The following is a 15423-nucleotide window of genomic DNA, read 5'->3' as shown; positions in this document are numbered from 1 at the left end:
TGACGGGCTTCCTGTGGCGAGGGAGCTTGCTCCCGCTCGGCGGCGCAGCCGTCGCACACCTGACGACGCGTTTTAGCTGAAAAAACGCGTCGCCAGTACCGCCCGGCGGGAGCAAGCTCCCTCGCCACAAAAAGCGGGAACTTCGTCAAAAAAGCCCTATCTCAAAGACACTTCGCCACCCTCGTCGGGCTTGGTGCTGGCCGCTATCGAACACGCGGCGTGTCCTTTGAGATTTGTGTCGATGGCCCAAAAGAACCTGCAAGACTCATCTCCGTCACCTGGACCCGAGGCCGCGCAGACCCTGATAGCGCTGATGCACGCCCAAGGCGAAGTCGCACGCCTGACTGAACGCGAGCAGTTGTTCAGCACCATGCTGGCAAGCGTCAACGCGGTGCTGTGGACATTCAATTGGGAAACCCGCCAGGTGCTATACGTCAGCCCCGCCTATGAACGGATCTTTGGTCGTTCGGCTGATCGGCTGTTGGCCGACTGCAATCAATGGCGCGACAGCATCCATCCTGACGACCTGGACTATGCCGAACGCAGCCTGGCCGAAGTGCTGGACAAAGGGGCTGTCGAAGACCGCGAATATCGAATCATTGCCGCCGACGGCCAGGTGCGCTGGCTCAGCGACAAATGCTTCATCAACCGCCAGGCCGGGCCCGGGCAACCGGTGATCATCGTCGGCCTCGCCGAAGACATCACTGACAAGAAGCAGATGGAAACCGAGCTGCATCGGCTGGCCACCACCGATGCGCTGACCCAGAGCAGCAATCGTCGTCATTTCTTCGAATGCGCCCACCGCGCCTTCGCACACGCCCGGCAACAGGGCGAGCCGCTGTCGTTTCTGATGCTGGACATCGATGACTTCAAAACGATCAACGACACCTACGGTCATCAGGCAGGCGACCACGTGTTGCAACGCATTGCCGAAAGCGGCCGCGCAGCATTGCGCCGGGGCGACCTGTTCGGGCGCATTGGCGGTGAGGAGTTCGCAGCTGTGTTTCCCGGCTGTACGCCGCAGATGGCCCTGCAAGTGGCTGAACGCTTGCAACGGCAGATTCAGCGTCTGAGATTCAAGCATGAAGGCCAGACATTCGGCATCACCGTCAGCCAGGGCCTGACCAGCCTGAGCGCCGCGGACGAAAACGTGGAGCACCTGTTTTCCCGGGCGGATTCGGCGATGTATCAGGCCAAGCGCGAGGGCAAGAATCGGATTGTTGCTGCCTGAGATTTCGCTGGCACCACCGGATACCTGTGGCGAGGGGGCTTGCCCCCGTTGGGCTGCGAAGCAGTCCTGCATTTGGTGTTCCAGCATTGTCAGAACAACCGCATTCGCTGGTTTTGCGGCTGCTGCGCAACCGAACGGGGGCAAGCCCCCTCGCCACAAAGCCCGCTCCCACAGGGAATCGTGCTCGCCCTCATTGCCTGCGCAACCGCATCAACTCCGGCAAGCCAATCTTGAGCAACCGCGCCGTCCGGCTCTTCGCCAACTCCTCGATGCCTTCATGCTCGGTCAGGCGCGCCATTTGCGCCGCCATATTCATCACCAGCGCTTCGCGGGAATAAACCCCGCCACCGAGCTGGTAGGCCGCCGCAATCAGCTCCCGCAGCTCCAGTGGCAGACGCCAGCGTGTGCGCAGGGCCGAACCGTAGGCCGCGCCATACCCGGCCAGCGCTTCACCCACTTCCTCCAGCTCATCCAGTTCGCCGCCAGCCTGTTTCCATTCCTGCAAACAGCGCAGCAACGCCAGATCGCCGAGACGATGCAACATGCCGGCGCAATAGCAGCGCTCCTGATCCAGATCGAGCAACCGCGCCAGGGTTCGCGCATATTCGGCGGTGTGCAGTGACAGGCCCCAATAACGCTCGGCATAGTCGGCCAATTGCGGATCGCTGAGCCGGGCGCTGCGCTTGAGCGCCAGCCCGAGAATCAGGTTCATGCTCTGCCCGGTGCCCAGGCGATGCAGTGCCTGGGACAGGGTCTGCACAACGGCGCCGTTGTGGTGTGCCGCGCTGTTGGCGGCGGCGATCAGCACGGCGGTAACCTGCGGATCGGTGCGGATTTCGTCTTCCAGCATCGTCAGGTCGAGACCGTTGGGATTGAGGCTGCGTTTGACCGCCACTTGCACGTCGGTCATCAGCGGCGCGCCGTCAGCCAATTCACGCCGACGCTCCAGATACACCGACAGCGTCATGCCCGGCGCCAGCGCCGGCACTTCGCACGAGACTTCTTCGCCAGCGTTCAGCAGCAACCCCTGCAACCGATGGGTCAGGCTTTCCATGTTCAGGGGCTTGGTCAGGTACGCGGCCGGCGCCAGCGGCAAGGCCTCGCGCACGCTGGCACTGTCGTTGCGGCTGCTCATCAGAATGAACGGCAGGGGCGGATTGCGTTTGCGCTGGCGGATGCTGCGCAGGACATTCAGGCCATCGACGCCGGGCAACTCCCAGTCGGCGATGACCAGGTCATAGGGATTGGCCGCCAACAGCTCCAGCGCCTGCTGACCATCGGCGCACAAATCCAGCCGCGCATCGCAGCGTACGTTCAACAACACTTCCTTGAGCAGATCCCGGGACCAGGGGTCGGCCTCGGCAATCAGTACTCTCGGAACCGCGGGTAAAATGACGGTTGTCATACAGCTCTCCCTGGCAATGCAAGAACCTTAGCCAATGCTGGCCATTCGATACAGCGCTAATGCGCGGGATGTGTTTCAAGAGGCATGAAAAAACCCGCCGAAGCGGGTTTTTTGTGGATCAGGTCACACTGGGGATCACAGCTCGGAGAAGCACTCTTCGATGATCGCCAGGCCTTTGTCCAGTTGCTCGTCCGGCGAAGTCAGCGGCACCAGGACGCGCAGAACGTTGCCGTAGGTGCCGCAGGACAGCAGGATCAGGCCCTTGTCGCGAGCCTTGGCGACAACGGACGCCACGGCTGCAGCGTTCGGCTTGTGGCTGTCGCCGTTTTCGAACAGCTCGACAGCGATCATCGCGCCCAGGGCACGGACTTCGCCGATCACCGGGTACTTGGCCTGGATGGCCTTCAGGCCGGTTACCAGACGCTCGCCAACAGCCTTGCAACGATCCAGCAGGTTTTCTTCTTCGAACACTTCCATCACGGCCAGGGCCGCGGCGCAAGCGATCGGGCTACCGGCGTAGGTGCCGCCCAGGCCGCCTGGAGCGATGGCGTCCATGTATTCGGCCTTGCCGCACACACCGGCCAGCGGGAAGCCGCCAGCGATGGATTTGGCGAAGGTGGTCAGGTCGGCAGCAACGCCCATCTGTTCCATGGCGAAGAAAGTACCGGTACGGCCAGCGCCAGTCTGTACTTCGTCAGCGATCAGCAGGATGCCGTGCTGGTCGCACAGGGCACGCAGACGCTTCATGAACGCTGGAGGAGCGACGTAGAAACCGCCTTCGCCCTGAACCGGCTCGATGATGATTGCAGCGATGTCACGCGGCTCGGCATCGTTCTTGAAGATGCGCTCGATGCTGGCGATCGAATCGTCGATGCTCACACCGTGCAGCTCGTTCGGGTACAGAGCGCGGAACACGCCGCCTGGCATCAGGCCCATGCCGGCCGAGTAAGGCACGACTTTACCGGTCAGGCCCAGGGTCATCATGGTGCGACCGTGGTAAGCGCCGGTGAATGCGATCACGCCGGCACGGCCAGTGGCGGCACGGGCGATTTTCACGGCGTTTTCTACAGCTTCGGAACCGGTGGTGACCAGCAGGGTTTTCTTGGCGAAATCACCTGGCACCTTGGCGTTGATTTTTTCGCACACTTCTACGTACGGTTCGTAGGCCAGAACCTGGAAGCAAGTGTGGGTCAGCTTGTTCAGCTGCTCGGTCACGGCGGCGATGATTTTCGGGTGCACGTGGCCGGTGTTCAGCACAGCGATACCGCCGGCGAAGTCGATGAACTCGCGACCTTCAACGTCGGTTACGGTCGCGTTCTTCGCGGACTCGGCGAAGATCGGGTGAATCTGGCCAACACCACGTGGAACTGCATTGGTACGGCGGGCCATCAAATCAGCGTTAGTCTTGCTCATTACATTCCTCATTCGCCGCTCATCGGTCGGCGTGGTTCAAGGATAAAGCGACGGGGATCAACGGCGGCAGCATGCGATGATCGACTGCCACAGCGTTCCCGGTCACCGAGAATATTCCGGTTTGAAGCGGCGCAAAGGGACAGCGCTCTCGTGCCCTTTGCGCTTGAAGCCATGCTCTCCCCGGCTTAGATGCCCAGGCAGAGGTATTTGATTTCCAGGTAATCTTCGATGCCGTACTTGGAGCCTTCACGGCCCAGGCCCGAGGCCTTGATGCCGCCGAACGGCGCGACTTCGTTGGAGATCAACCCGGTGTTGACGCCGACCATGCCGTATTCCAGGGCTTCAGCCACACGGAACACACGACCCAGGTCGCGAGCATAGAAGTACGAGGCCAGGCCGAACTCGGTGTCGTTGGACATCGCGATCACATCGGCTTCGTCTTTGAAGCGGAACAGTGGAGCCAGTGGGCCGAAGGTTTCTTCCTTGGCCACGGCAGCGTTGTTCGGCACGTTGGTCAGGATGGTCGGCTCGAAGAAGTTGCCTTCCATCGGCTTGCCGCCGGACAACACGGTGGCGCCCTTGGAAATGGCGTCAGCGATGTGCTCCTGGACCTTGGCCACGGCTTTTTCGTCGATCAGCGGGCCAGTGGTGGTGCCGTCTTCCAGACCGTTGCCGATCTTGAGCTTGGCCACAGCCACTTTCAACTTCTCGGCGAACGCGTCGTAGACCGAATCCTGAATGTACAGACGGTTGGCGCAGACGCAGGTCTGGCCGTTGTTGCGGTATTTGGAAATGATCGCGCCTTCGACGGCCTTATCCAGGTCCGCGTCGTCGAACACGATGAACGGCGCGTTGCCGCCCAGTTCCAGGGACACTTTCTTGATGTCCTTGGCGCATTCCGACATCAGTTGACGACCGATTTCGGTCGAACCGGTGAAGGACAGCTTGCGCACGATCGGGTTGCTGGTCAGTTCGCTGCCGATGTCGCCGGCGCTACCGGAAACCACGCTGAACACGCCAGCCGGGATGCCGGCACGCTGAGCCAGTTCGGCCAGGGCGAAAGCGGAGAACGGAGTTTGCGAAGCAGGCTTGAGCACCATGGTGCAACCGGCGGCCAGGGCCGGGCCGGCTTTACGGGTGATCATTGCAGCCGGGAAGTTCCACGGGGTGATTGCAGCGGTCACGCCGATTGGCTGCTTGATCACGATCAGGCGCTTGTCTGGCTGGTGGCCCGGAATCACGTCACCGTAGATGCGCTTGGCTTCTTCGGCGAACCATTCGATAAAGGAAGCGGCGTAAACGATTTCGCCCTTGGCTTCGGCCAGTGGCTTGCCTTGTTCCATGGTCATCAGGCGAGCCAGGTCGTCCTGGTTCTCGATGATCAGCTCGTACCAGCGACGCAGCTTGTTCGCACGCTCTTTGGCGGTCAGTGCACGCCAGGCCGGCAGCGCTTTGTCAGCGGCTTCGATTGCACGGCGGGTTTCGGCAGCGCCCATTTTCGGCACGGTGCCCAGAATTTCGCCCGTTGCCGGGTTGTTGACCTTGATCGTCTGACCATTGTCCGCATCAACCCACGCGCCATCGATGAAGGCTTGCTGGCGGAACAACTGGGTGTCTTTAAGCTGCATGTCGGCTTTCCTTAACAGCACCGCATAAAGATGCGGAGCGAATTATGATTGTAGAAAGGCGCCTCGATAGGCTGCCGTCAGGGAAATCATTCACCGGGCTGAAGCACATAAAAAGCGCACTGATTCAAATCGTGCGGTTCAGCACCCAGACAAGAGCGTTTGAAATCTCAAACGAATCCTAGGATCAAAGGGGGTAAAGGACAATAGCCTGTTCGAAAAAAAGAACGAAAACGACGCTTTTGCCCGTATTTTCTGATCAACGTAGCAAACGCCCGTTACGCTTGTAATAAACGTAGGCGATTCAGCAGCATGGACGCCCGCAGTGCATATGAGTATCATGGCGCCCGCATTGCACCAGTAGCTCAGCTGGATAGAGTACTGCCCTCCGAAGGCAGGGGTCGTGGGTTCGAATCCCGCCTGGTGCACCATACGTTGTAACGAGAAAGCCTCAGGCCGTAGGGTCTGGGGCTTTTTTGTGGGTGTTGTTTTCAGGAAATCAAACCGACTCCGTTGGCGTCGGGCGAGCGGGCTGGCATAGAGCAGCGAATCCACATCTTCTCCAAAGTTTTCTTGGCCTTATCTTCTTGAGTTTGATTAAAATGATGGCACATTGCCTCAAATCACAATGGATTGTCCCGCTCGGGATTTCTTACGCTCATAGAGATATTGGAAATGATGATGTTAAAACGCTGCCTGGTGCTTTCGATTGCTGCTGTTCTCGCTGGTTGCCAAACGTCCGGTGAGGAGTATCAAGCAGATGTATTCGATGCCAGTCAGGTAAACACTCAGCAGGAAGCTAAAACCGTAAAAATCCTTACGATTTCGCCGAGCAAGATTAAAGTCAGCAACGAAAAGAACAAAAAAGCAGCCATGATGGCGGGCGGTGTACTGGGCCTGATCGGTGGTGCCGCACTGGGCAACACGAAAAACACTGACACGGCCATTGTTGGCGGTGTAGCCGGTGGCGCTGCAGGCGCCATGGCGGGCTCGTTGGTCAATGACACCACCCTGGTACCGGGCGTGCTGATTGGTTACTCCGAAAGCGGCAAGATTTACACGTCTACCCAGGTGGGTCGCCCTTGTGAGTTCAAGGTTGGCGAAATTTCCCTGATGGTGATGACGATCTCCAACGAAACACGCATTCAGCCGAATGCGACCTGTCCAGAACCCAAGAAAAGCTAAGGGGTCGGACATGAAACATATCGTTCTGGGCTCTGCTCTCGCACTGCTCACCGTGCCGGCATTGGCAGGCCAATTCGACAATCTGTATCAAATCGAACAGCAAACCAAACAGGCGCAAGCAAACGCGGAGGCCGAACGCCTGCGCCAGGCGGCAGCCGACCGGGCACGCGAGGAAGCTCGTAGCGCTGCGGATCGCAAGCAACGGGCAGTGGCACAGCAAGCTGCGCAGCAAAAGGCCCTTGAGCAGCGCAAGTCACAAGAACTTGAACACAAGCGTGTTCAAACCCGTGAAGAAGGCTACGAAGACGAGTTGCGCGCAATGGAACTGGAAGAGCGCCGCCTGGCACTCCAGGCCAAGCGCGCACGCACCGCACGCGCCAACGACTACATCGATGCGGAGTTGCGTGATAGCGCGGCACGCACCGACGTGATCCAGTCTGAAGCCGACTCGGCACGCAATGTGACCTCCGGTGCCAAGTCTCTGCTGGAGGATTCCGGCAAGGCTGAAGTCAACCGCTCCAGCCGCTTGTTCGGCGAGTAATCTTCCTATCGATCTGCCCCGGACCCAGGTCCGGGGCATCCGTTATCAGAGATGAATCCATATGCTGCGTATATGTACGCTGATTGCCGCAGGACTACTCCTGAGCGCCTGCTCCAAAGAAGACCCCAAAGCCCAGGTTCCAGCCGTCGATCTGCACGGCCGCCTGGTGGTGGATCAGGAGATGACTACCAGTCGTCAAGCCCAAGGCATCAATGGTGAGTATTACAAGCGCGTCCTCACCGTTAATGGCCAGGACATGGTCTTTGCCGATTTCATCAAGCAATTTTGCTCCGACGCCAACACCCGCGACGAAACTTGCTTGAAGGCCCTGCGCATCAAGAAAATCGATGATGTCAGCGGCGCGACCAAATTTCTTCCCAACGGGCTCTAGCGCTTGTAAGTACGCTAGCGGCGTCCGATGGCTTGTTAACCTATGAGGTCGCTTTCTATCGGTACTTGTTGGCGGGGACGCGGGTTCGAATCTCGCTTGAGCACAATACGTAGAAACGGAAAAGCCTCAGGCATTGGGATCTGGGGCTTTTTTGTGGGTGTTGTCTTTTAGGAAAAAAACTGACTCCGTTGGCGCCGGGCAAGCGGTAGTGGAGTATTGGTAAACATCGGCGTGAGTCCCATGACGTAGCCGATGGCATGCGGGCTAAAGAGTCAGTTGTAAACTTAATGTTGACTACTCCAGCAGTCGGCGAGCGGTAGGGGGGAAATCCAGACAATCCCTCCGGAGTTCTGTACCCCTGGCTACCCAAAGAAAGTAGCCTGTTGCTGGTGAATGCATGAGGTGATGATACGAGCAACCGTCAAGGACAACCTGACAGTTCGATTTCGCATAAATCTAAGGTATTTCGTAGTTTCTTAGGTAATCAGCAGCAGCTCACGCCCCCCCTCCGACAAATGTAAGCCCTACTCCCTAACTTCCATCCGCCCGCACGATACCCTTCCGCCGTCGCTGCCAATCAGGTATTACACGTCAGAAAAAGCTCGAGATTTTTTGGTAACTCTAACGAGCAAAGCTGCTCTATAGCGTTGATTTGCTCTGCTGTGAGCTGATAGTCATATACACAATCATCGTCCTTTACCCAGCCCATGATGGGCTTAAGATCTTGGACTGAAACCAAAATTTCCTTTTCATAGGATGCGAAATCCTCACCAGCAGGAACTCCCATAATCACATGCTTCATGGCTCTACACTCCTGGTTGGGTCGGCTGGCTTGCTTTGAGCACCTGTTTCGTGGTCAAACTCGCCGAGGTGCTTGCCGCGTTTATTGTATTTCTCAACGGCACCATGCTGAAAATCCCACTCGTAAATAGTACCGTCCCTGCTCTTCCAGCGAGGACGCAAGCCACCGCCGCCCTGGACTATTGTTTTCGACTTTGCCCATTTGGCGTCTGGGAACGCTGGTAGCACCTTAGGTTTAGGATGGTAGTTAGATCCGAGTACGCTCAACGAAATGTAAATCGGCTGAATGCCGGTGCTTGGAAACCAGATAATCGCGTCCTGGTAGTCCGGAGGGTGTACCGGGTTAACCAGGATCTTGTCCGCCTGCTCGGTCGCCGGGAACACCCATGCGGCGGGTTTGAGCGTGAACCCTTTCAGCGATGGAATGCCCAGTTCCGCGCTGGGGTCAGCTGCCGGGGTCCAAATGATCTTGATGCCGTCCCCCATGTCGGCCACCAGTTGATCGCCATCAGGGGTGGCGGCAATCACTTGCACTTTCTGCCACTCGGGCTTGGTCCCGGTATAAAACCCGTAGAGGCTCACCGCATTGTCGGGCAAATGTTTGACGTTCAACCGCACCCGCGTATTACCCTCGGTTAACTGGGCGTACTGTTCAGCGGTATAAAACGCGCTGTCGGATGAGGTTGCGTTCGGTATGAGAACGCCCACAAGCACTTTCACATGAGGCGGAGCGAGCGCGAACAAAGCACCGCCCAAACGCGTGGCCAACGCGGCGGCACTGGTAGAGCCCCCAACCCATTGCAGCGCCATGCCGCTTGTCGTTATAGCACTGGCGGTGCCCAGGACAGCGTACGCGCCGTACTCCTTTAACAACTCGACCGGTACAAAGCCTGTTGGGTTGTTGTAATTGATTATTCCGTCCGGCAGCGTGCAGGATTTGGCGAACACGCAGCCTTTTATCTCTGGAGGGGGCGCCTTTTTTGGTGGAGGGGGAATTTCTCTTGGTGGTACAGGTGCGGGCGGCTTTCGATGCTGCTCGAGTGCACGCAGCCTCTCTTTACGCGTCTTTTCTTTCATCGCGCTTTCGTAACACACCTTGCAGTGATGTCCTTGCCAAATCTCCCTTTCGGTCATGCTTGGATGTTCCTGCGGTGTGCGTCAAGACCGGGCATAGTGCGTGTGAGAGTGCGCGAGGATCAACGGGAAAACCGTTACAGCGTCTATCCGTTCGGAGCCCACGAGGCCAGCCGTGGAACTCTGATATCCGCTCGCGATCCTTTTTTGGTGAAACACTACCGTTCATAGGCGGTGCGAGGAGTTTCCGGTGAAACACGTTTTGGGCTGGAACACGTTGTGTATCACTATGGTCAAAACCGCACCCCATTAATATATCTAACAAATTCAATAGGTTGCTCAATCCGCAACACCTGAAACGCGTTTAATACCGTTTTTGAGTAGATACGGTATTTTCAGATCACCCCACTCCCCATTTATCGGTAATGCCATCAGCGCTGAAGATTGCTTCGCACCCGCTCAGGTTTTAGTAGTTTGAGCTTGAGCTGGAAACCCAGCTGAGTGCCGGGAACCCTGAAGAATTTCACTCGGTACGGGGCAGGAAACCCGCGTGATCTTGTTAGCAGAAAAACGCCCGACTTAGTGAACAGATGAATCGGATGAACTGCTGTTCACCAGTGCACTTGCAGTATGAGTTGGGAAGTCGCTGACCCACAAAAAAACCGCCGAAGCGGTTTTTTTCATTCTGTGGTCCAGTCGAACTCGTCGTACTCATCATCGTCCTCGTCGTCCTCGAAAAACTCCTCTTCAAGGTCGTCGTCTTCAACAACGTCTTCTTCCGGCTGATTCAGCAGAAAATCCTTGCGACTCTCGGTAATTGCTCGCCGTAGTTCTTCACCCTTTTGCGGGCAGTTGAGCATTTGGGCGATGCGGTCGATTTTTTTTGCCACGGCATCCTCCAACGCATCGGCTATAGCACTGATAGTGCGCGTTTTTGGGGGTGGATGCCAAATCCCCGGAATGCTGCGCACTTCAGTTTCTTACAAATCCGCCGGGGCGATCAGCTTTTAGCGGTGATAGCGGCGTACCACGCTGCTGTTCCGCAGGACGTGGCCTTTGATTTTTTCCAGCAACTGCGCACGGGTCAGGCCGGCGGGCAAGGCGTCCGGGGCCAGGTCCAGGGCGTAGATCTGGATGATGTAGTGGTGCGCGCTGTCGCCAACGGGCGGGCAAGGGCCGATGTAGCCGGTGGTTGCCTTGCTGTTGGTACCGCCGACACCCTCGAGGCCGGGTTTGCTCCCGGCACCGGCCGGAATCTGGTGGGTGGCGGCCTTGATGCCGTAATGCACCCACTGATCGATGCCCTGGCCCTTCTGGCCGTCCGGGTCGTGCATGACGATGGCGTAGCTTTGGGTGGCTGCCGGGCCGGCGTTCCAGTTCAATGCCGGGGAAATGTTATGCCCGCCACAACCGGCGGCATCACTGGCGGCAGCCAACGTGAACAGACGGTCATCGGAGACGCCGGGAATGTTCAGGGTGAAGCGTTCCTGGGCCTGCGCCGGGAACTGCACGCAAAGGGCGACAGCCAAGGCCGCGAGCCAAGTGTTGATTGAGGTCAATCGGGTCATACCGGAGCACCTTGTGCGTGTTGGGCCGTCGTCGGCGTGCAAACTATAGCCGGACCGTTCGCGCCTTGGCAGGGGGGAATTGGCTGAACCTCGCGATTAGCACCAGACTCATAAGTGAAACGTCAGTCTGGAGAGCAATCATGACTCTGCATCACGTTGCGCGTGTCGCCAATGTGCCCGAGGACCGGGGTCTGGAAGTGCAGGTCCAGGGCAGCAAGATTTTGCTGTTGCGGGCCGGCGAACAACTGCGCGCTTATCAGGCCGAATGCCCGCATGCCGGCGCCCCTCTGGCCGACGGCGCGGTATGCAACGGGCGCCTGACCTGTCCGTGGCACAAGGCACAGTTTCGGATCGAGGATGGCGGGCTGTGTGAGCCACCAGCCCTGGACAGCCTCAAGCGCTATCCCCTTGAAGTCCGAGACGGCGACATCTGGGTGGGCGACCAGCCGTTGCCGGACGCCCACACCCCACCGGCCGACGATTCGCGGACCTTTATCATTGTTGGCGCAGGAGCGGCGGGCACGGCGGCGGCAGCGGCGTTGCGCGAGAAAGGCTTCGGCGGCCGGCTACTGTTGATCGACCGCGAAGCCGAAGCCGGATACGACCGCACCGCGCTGAGCAAACACGTGATCGCCGGGGAGATGCCGCTGGACGAAGTTCCGCCGCTGCGGGACGAAGAGTTTTACCGTGAGCAGCGGATCGAGCGCCTGCAAGGTGAGGTGGCCAGCCTGGATGCACCAAACAGGACGCTGCGGCTGACTGACGGCCAGTCACTGACATACGACGCCGCGCTGCTGGCCACCGGCGGCGTTCCCAACCAACTGACGCTGCCCGGCGCCGACCTGCCGCAGGTGTTCGTTTTACGCTCAAAAGTCCATGCACAGCAGATTCTCGACAGCGTCAGCGCCGGCCAGCGAGTCGTGATCATCGGTGACAGTTTCATTGCCATGGAGTCCGCCTCGTCCCTGCGCCAGCTTGGCCTGAACGTAACCGTGCTGGCCCGCCACGAGGTGCCGTTTGCCAAACAGTTCGGTGACACGATCGGCAAAGCCATTCGCGCGCGACATGAGGCCAATTGCGTCGTGTTTCATACCCGCGGCAATGCGCTACAGATCGAAGGGGCAGACAAAGTCGAAGCCGTACGCCTGGACAACGGCCAACGCTTGCCGGCTGATCTGGTGCTGGTCGGCGTTGGCGTAACGCCAGCCACCGCGGCCTTTACCGGGTTGGCGAAAGAGCAGGATCACTCGCTGCGTGTCGACGGCGGTATGCGCGTGGCCGACGGCCTCTGGGCGGCTGGCGATATCGCCACGTTCCCGCTGAACAACCAGCACGTACGCATCGAACACTGGCGGCTGGCCCAACAACAGGCACGGATCGCTGCGGCCAATATGCTGGGTGGCGACGAGCATTACCTCGACGTGCCGTTTTTCTGGACCTGGCATTTCGGTAAGACCTACGACTACCTCGGGCATGCCGAGGCCTGGGACGAAGTCGAATTCAATGGCGACCCTTACGATCCGCCTTTCATCGGCCTGTTCGGAAAAAACGGCGTGGTGTCGGCGGCGGTAGCCTGCGAGATGGACCGGGCGATGGCGATGCTCGCCGAGCGGATGAAACAGCCGTTGCCGTGGGAAGAGGCATGGCGCCTGATCCGTGAAGTTACCTAGCGATGCCGGACAGCAAAACGCCCGGCGACTGCGCGATACAGTGGCCGGGCGTTACCGGGTAAAGGGCCGCCGTTATTCGGTGGCTTCAGCACCCGCGAACTTGCTCATGACAAAACCGGCAAACTCTTCGACGGTCATTTTCTGGCCGTTGAAGTCCACCTGATTGTTGGCGTAATGCAAGTTGGTGACGATGTTGTTGCCGTCCAGTTTTGCCAGTTGGCTGCCGACCGCCATGCTGCTGAACATGTCTGCGGTAGCGGTGGCCTGGTCGGCAATCAGCTTGGCGTCGGTCTGACCGTCGATTTGCGATTGCACGGTAAGCACATCGACCAGCATGGCCTTGGACACCTTCAGCTTGAAGTCCAGCAGCGCGATCAACTGCCTGACCAACTGCTCGGTCGGCAGGTCGATGGCCTGTGGCTTGGTCAGGTCGAGCACCAGATTGGCGCGGCTCTCACCGTTGGCGGTGTTGAACGACAGGTTTTCCACGGCCACCTGCGGACCGGCCGCCAGCAGTTTTTCCAGGCTGGACTTGAGCAGTGCTTCTTCGGCTTCGGTCAGTTTCAGCTCCGGTGCCGGCAGGCCCGCTGCCGTCGCTTCGGCCGCCGCCCGCTCATACGGCTGCAGTTTGCTCTGGTAGACCTGCATCAACGACAGGGTGGCCGGAATGTCGAGGTTCTTCAGGCTCATGGCCAGCGCACCGGAGCCGATGGTCTTGCCGTTCAGGGACACTTCGCCCACTTTGTAATCGGCGCGCCCGGAGGCGTTGCTGCCCTTTTCTTCGGTCAGGTTTTTCATCTCGAACTTCTTGAAGTCCAGCACCGACTGCTTGACGCCAAAGGTCGATTTACCGCTGGCCAGCTCAAGGACGTTCTCGCCGGTGTAGAAACCGTAGGTGCTTTTTGTCAGGTTGCTGGCCAGGGTCAGGCCATTCAATTCAACCTGCACCGGCGCCTGGTCTTCGGACACAGTGGTCACTTTCAGGCTGTCCATGTAGCCGTTGGCCTTGACCTTCTGCGCCTGGGCGCTGGCATCGACGTCGATGCTCAGCCCGGAGAATTTCATGCTCGACTTATCATCCAGCGCCATTTCCAGCGGCTGCAACTCAAGGGTGCCATTGGTAGCGTTGTCATAACCGATGTTGACCACGCCAGTCAGCGGCGATTTGTCCTTGGCGGCGGCAAACCACTTCTCGGTGAGCGGGGTCTTTTCCAGTTCGTAGTGACTGGTCGCCATGACCGGCAACCACTTCAGCGACATCAGCCGCGAGAACGGCAGCGGGCCGTGTTCGATGTGATCGACAAACAGCAGCTCGACCGGCGTTTCGCCGAACATTTCGCCTTCGCCCTTGAGGCGGTAGTGCGCGGTGCTGCTGAATACATGACGCTCCAGCGACACCAGTTCCAGCGACGCGGTGCCGCTGGAACCGACCATGGCCGCTTGCAGTTCCTTGTTGGCATCGGCAATCGAGGCGTTCAACACACCCTCGAGCTTGGTGCCGGTGAACCAGGCCCCGCCTGCGCTGATGGCACCGATTGCGACAACAATTCCCAGTAGCACGCCTGCTGATTTATTCATGTATGACCCGTTCAATGTCCGTTGTTGAAAGTGTGGTCGTCTTCCCTGAACCCATGACGGGTTGCGGCTCGACTGCGCTGAAAGTGGAATGGAGATTAGCATCAGGCGCGACGAACGGCCCAATGATTAAAGGTGAAAGAGTGTCTTGGGAGGGGTACACGGTTGAAGATATTCGCAGTCAATGCAATCGCCTTCGCGAGCAAGCCCGCTCCCACATTGGAATGCGTACTCCTGTGGGAGCGGGCTTGCTCGCGAAGGCGTCAGTCCAGTCAAAACACAATCAGGAATACTGGACCTCGATCTCATCCAGCTGATGATCAAAGCTTTTGAGCCGCGCAGTCCAGGTGTACACCAGCACTTCGAAGTCGCGGTTGATCACCGCACCGCCCATCACTTCCGCGCGCGGGTCGCAGACGTCCAGTTGATAGCGCTCGCGGGCCATGGCCGTGGCGACATCCGCCAGTTCCCGGGCATTGCTGAGCCAGTGCCGCCCGTCGTCAGCCACTTGCCGGTCCAGGGCCAGGCATTGTTTTTTCAGGCTTTCGAGGCTTTTTTCCAGCGGCGTGCCGGTCAATTCGCCCATGACTTCCTGAAACGTGCGCCCCGGTTGCCAGTAACTGCCCCAGAAATAGCGGTCGAACACTGTTTCGACACGACGCAGCGCCACCTTGGTATCCCAGATCAGGACCAGGGTCTTGCCTTGTTCGAGTTGTCTTTTCTTGATGCGCTGGTTCTGAACCGAGGCCCAGGCCACCACCGCAATGGACATCACCGCAATCAGCGCGACGGCACTGTCGAGGAACGCCAGAGCCTTGTCGATCTGGTGGGCCAGCATGATGCCGTAGAAATAGGTGGCCGACAGCAGCACTAATGCCACGAGGGCGCACCAGAAGCCGAGAGCATAAGGGTTTTTCATTATTGGTTTCCCCCTGACCTGCGCG

14 protein-coding genes and 1 tRNA gene are annotated in these 15423 nt (G+C 58.8%); 6 read left to right on the top strand and 9 right to left on the bottom strand.

What is annotated here, in order from left to right:
- The first annotated feature begins 241 nt into the window (after window positions 1-241).
- On the top strand, window positions 242-1231 hold the full coding sequence (locus QMK54_RS00810) for a sensor domain-containing diguanylate cyclase (protein WP_320401863.1): 990 nt from the start codon (window positions 242-244) through the stop codon (window positions 1229-1231).
- A 190-nt stretch (window positions 1232-1421) separates the two neighbouring features.
- On the opposite strand, the gene QMK54_RS00805 is transcribed toward QMK54_RS00810, so the two are convergent.
- The 3 genes from QMK54_RS00805 to gabD all read right to left on the bottom strand — a co-directional run bounded on the left by QMK54_RS00805 (window position 1422) and on the right by gabD (window position 5677).
- Complete coding sequence (locus QMK54_RS00805; RefSeq protein WP_110660878.1) at window positions 1422-2636, bottom strand: HDOD domain-containing protein; 1215 nt, start codon at window positions 2634-2636, stop codon at window positions 1422-1424.
- A 135-nt stretch (window positions 2637-2771) separates the two neighbouring features.
- Window positions 2772-4049, bottom strand: coding sequence for a 4-aminobutyrate--2-oxoglutarate transaminase (gene gabT, locus QMK54_RS00800; RefSeq protein WP_150716098.1), 1278 nt, complete (start codon window positions 4047-4049; stop codon window positions 2772-2774).
- A gap of 185 nt (window positions 4050-4234) precedes the next feature.
- A complete protein-coding gene (gene gabD / locus QMK54_RS00795) occupies window positions 4235-5677 on the bottom strand; it encodes an NADP-dependent succinate-semialdehyde dehydrogenase (RefSeq protein ID WP_223593254.1) in 1443 nt (480 codons plus the stop codon).
- A gap of 351 nt (window positions 5678-6028) precedes the next feature.
- Between gabD and QMK54_RS00790 the strand changes: the two genes are divergently transcribed.
- From QMK54_RS00790 to QMK54_RS00775, 4 genes are all read left to right on the top strand, one after another.
- Window positions 6029-6105: transfer RNA gene (locus tag QMK54_RS00790), tRNA-Arg, on the top strand.
- A gap of 244 nt (window positions 6106-6349) precedes the next feature.
- Entirely contained in the window at window positions 6350-6859 is a 510-nt protein-coding gene (locus tag QMK54_RS00785) for a hypothetical protein (protein WP_110660875.1), read from the top strand.
- A gap of 10 nt (window positions 6860-6869) precedes the next feature.
- Complete coding sequence (locus QMK54_RS00780; RefSeq protein WP_223593264.1) at window positions 6870-7400, top strand: DUF5384 family protein; 531 nt, start codon at window positions 6870-6872, stop codon at window positions 7398-7400.
- 61 nt (window positions 7401-7461) lie between these two features.
- Window positions 7462-7791: a hypothetical protein gene (locus QMK54_RS00775; RefSeq protein ID WP_110660873.1), complete on the top strand. Its 330-nt coding sequence runs from the start codon at window positions 7462-7464 to the stop codon at window positions 7789-7791.
- A gap of 577 nt (window positions 7792-8368) precedes the next feature.
- Here the strand turns inward: QMK54_RS00775 and QMK54_RS00770 are convergent.
- The 4 genes from QMK54_RS00770 to QMK54_RS00755 all read right to left on the bottom strand — a co-directional run bounded on the left by QMK54_RS00770 (window position 8369) and on the right by QMK54_RS00755 (window position 11234).
- A complete protein-coding gene (locus QMK54_RS00770; protein WP_320401862.1) occupies window positions 8369-8593 on the bottom strand; it encodes a hypothetical protein in 225 nt (74 codons plus the stop codon).
- Window positions 8590-9726 (bottom strand): colicin E3/pyocin S6 family cytotoxin, encoded by a 1137-nt coding sequence (locus tag QMK54_RS00765; RefSeq protein WP_320401861.1) that lies wholly within the window; start codon window positions 9724-9726, stop codon window positions 8590-8592. Before QMK54_RS00765 ends, QMK54_RS00770 begins: the two co-directional genes overlap by 4 nt.
- Before the next feature lie 620 nt (window positions 9727-10346).
- The gene (locus tag QMK54_RS00760) at window positions 10347-10637 is read right to left on the bottom strand and encodes a hypothetical protein (protein WP_320401860.1); all 291 of its coding nucleotides are present in this window, start codon (window positions 10635-10637) and stop codon (window positions 10347-10349) included.
- A gap of 36 nt (window positions 10638-10673) precedes the next feature.
- Entirely contained in the window at window positions 10674-11234 is a 561-nt protein-coding gene (locus tag QMK54_RS00755) for a YbhB/YbcL family Raf kinase inhibitor-like protein (RefSeq protein WP_110660872.1), read from the bottom strand.
- A 140-nt stretch (window positions 11235-11374) separates the two neighbouring features.
- Between QMK54_RS00755 and QMK54_RS00750 the strand changes: the two genes are divergently transcribed.
- The gene (locus tag QMK54_RS00750; RefSeq protein ID WP_320401859.1) at window positions 11375-12904 is read left to right on the top strand and encodes an FAD-dependent oxidoreductase; all 1530 of its coding nucleotides are present in this window, start codon (window positions 11375-11377) and stop codon (window positions 12902-12904) included.
- Between the two features lie 72 nt (window positions 12905-12976).
- Here QMK54_RS00750 and QMK54_RS00745 read toward each other — a convergent pair whose 3' ends face one another.
- Both QMK54_RS00745 and QMK54_RS00740 read right to left on the bottom strand, forming a co-directional pair.
- Window positions 12977-14482 (bottom strand): YdgA family protein, encoded by a 1506-nt coding sequence (locus QMK54_RS00745; RefSeq protein WP_320401858.1) that lies wholly within the window; start codon window positions 14480-14482, stop codon window positions 12977-12979.
- 280 nt (window positions 14483-14762) lie between these two features.
- Window positions 14763-15398 carry an NADH:ubiquinone oxidoreductase subunit N gene (locus QMK54_RS00740; RefSeq protein WP_320401857.1) on the bottom strand — a complete coding sequence of 212 codons (636 nt, stop codon included), beginning with the start codon at window positions 15396-15398 and terminating at the stop codon, window positions 14763-14765.
- Between the last annotated feature and the right edge of the window lie 25 nt (window positions 15399-15423).

This window comes from Pseudomonas sp. P5_109, from assembly GCF_034009455.1.
GTDB lineage: Bacteria > Pseudomonadota > Gammaproteobacteria > Pseudomonadales > Pseudomonadaceae > Aquipseudomonas.
The sequence above is the reverse complement of the archived record's forward strand: the minus strand, read 5'-3'. Positions and strand labels throughout refer to the sequence as shown.

Bases quoted from the DNA above. Each gene is read 5' to 3' on its own strand.
- QMK54_RS00810 (WP_320401863.1), top strand. From the start codon at position 242: ATGGCCCAAAAGAACCTGCAAGACTCATCTCCGTCACCTGGACCCGAG.
- QMK54_RS00805 (WP_110660878.1), bottom strand. From the start codon at position 2,636: ATGACAACCGTCATTTTACCCGCGGTTCCGAGAGTACTGATTGCCGAG.
- gabT (WP_150716098.1), bottom strand. From the start codon at position 4,049: ATGAGCAAGACTAACGCTGATTTGATGGCCCGCCGTACCAATGCAGTT.
- gabD (WP_223593254.1), bottom strand. From the start codon at position 5,677: ATGCAGCTTAAAGACACCCAGTTGTTCCGCCAGCAAGCCTTCATCGAT.
- QMK54_RS00785 (WP_110660875.1), top strand. From the start codon at position 6,350: ATGATGATGTTAAAACGCTGCCTGGTGCTTTCGATTGCTGCTGTTCTC.
- QMK54_RS00780 (WP_223593264.1), top strand. From the start codon at position 6,870: ATGAAACATATCGTTCTGGGCTCTGCTCTCGCACTGCTCACCGTGCCG.
- QMK54_RS00775 (WP_110660873.1), top strand. From the start codon at position 7,462: ATGCTGCGTATATGTACGCTGATTGCCGCAGGACTACTCCTGAGCGCC.
- QMK54_RS00770 (WP_320401862.1), bottom strand. From the start codon at position 8,593: ATGAAGCATGTGATTATGGGAGTTCCTGCTGGTGAGGATTTCGCATCC.
- QMK54_RS00765 (WP_320401861.1), bottom strand. From the start codon at position 9,726: ATGACCGAAAGGGAGATTTGGCAAGGACATCACTGCAAGGTGTGTTAC.
- QMK54_RS00755 (WP_110660872.1), bottom strand. From the start codon at position 11,234: ATGACCCGATTGACCTCAATCAACACTTGGCTCGCGGCCTTGGCTGTC.
- QMK54_RS00750 (WP_320401859.1), top strand. From the start codon at position 11,375: ATGACTCTGCATCACGTTGCGCGTGTCGCCAATGTGCCCGAGGACCGG.
- QMK54_RS00745 (WP_320401858.1), bottom strand. From the start codon at position 14,482: ATGAATAAATCAGCAGGCGTGCTACTGGGAATTGTTGTCGCAATCGGT.
- QMK54_RS00740 (WP_320401857.1), bottom strand. From the start codon at position 15,398: ATGAAAAACCCTTATGCTCTCGGCTTCTGGTGCGCCCTCGTGGCATTA.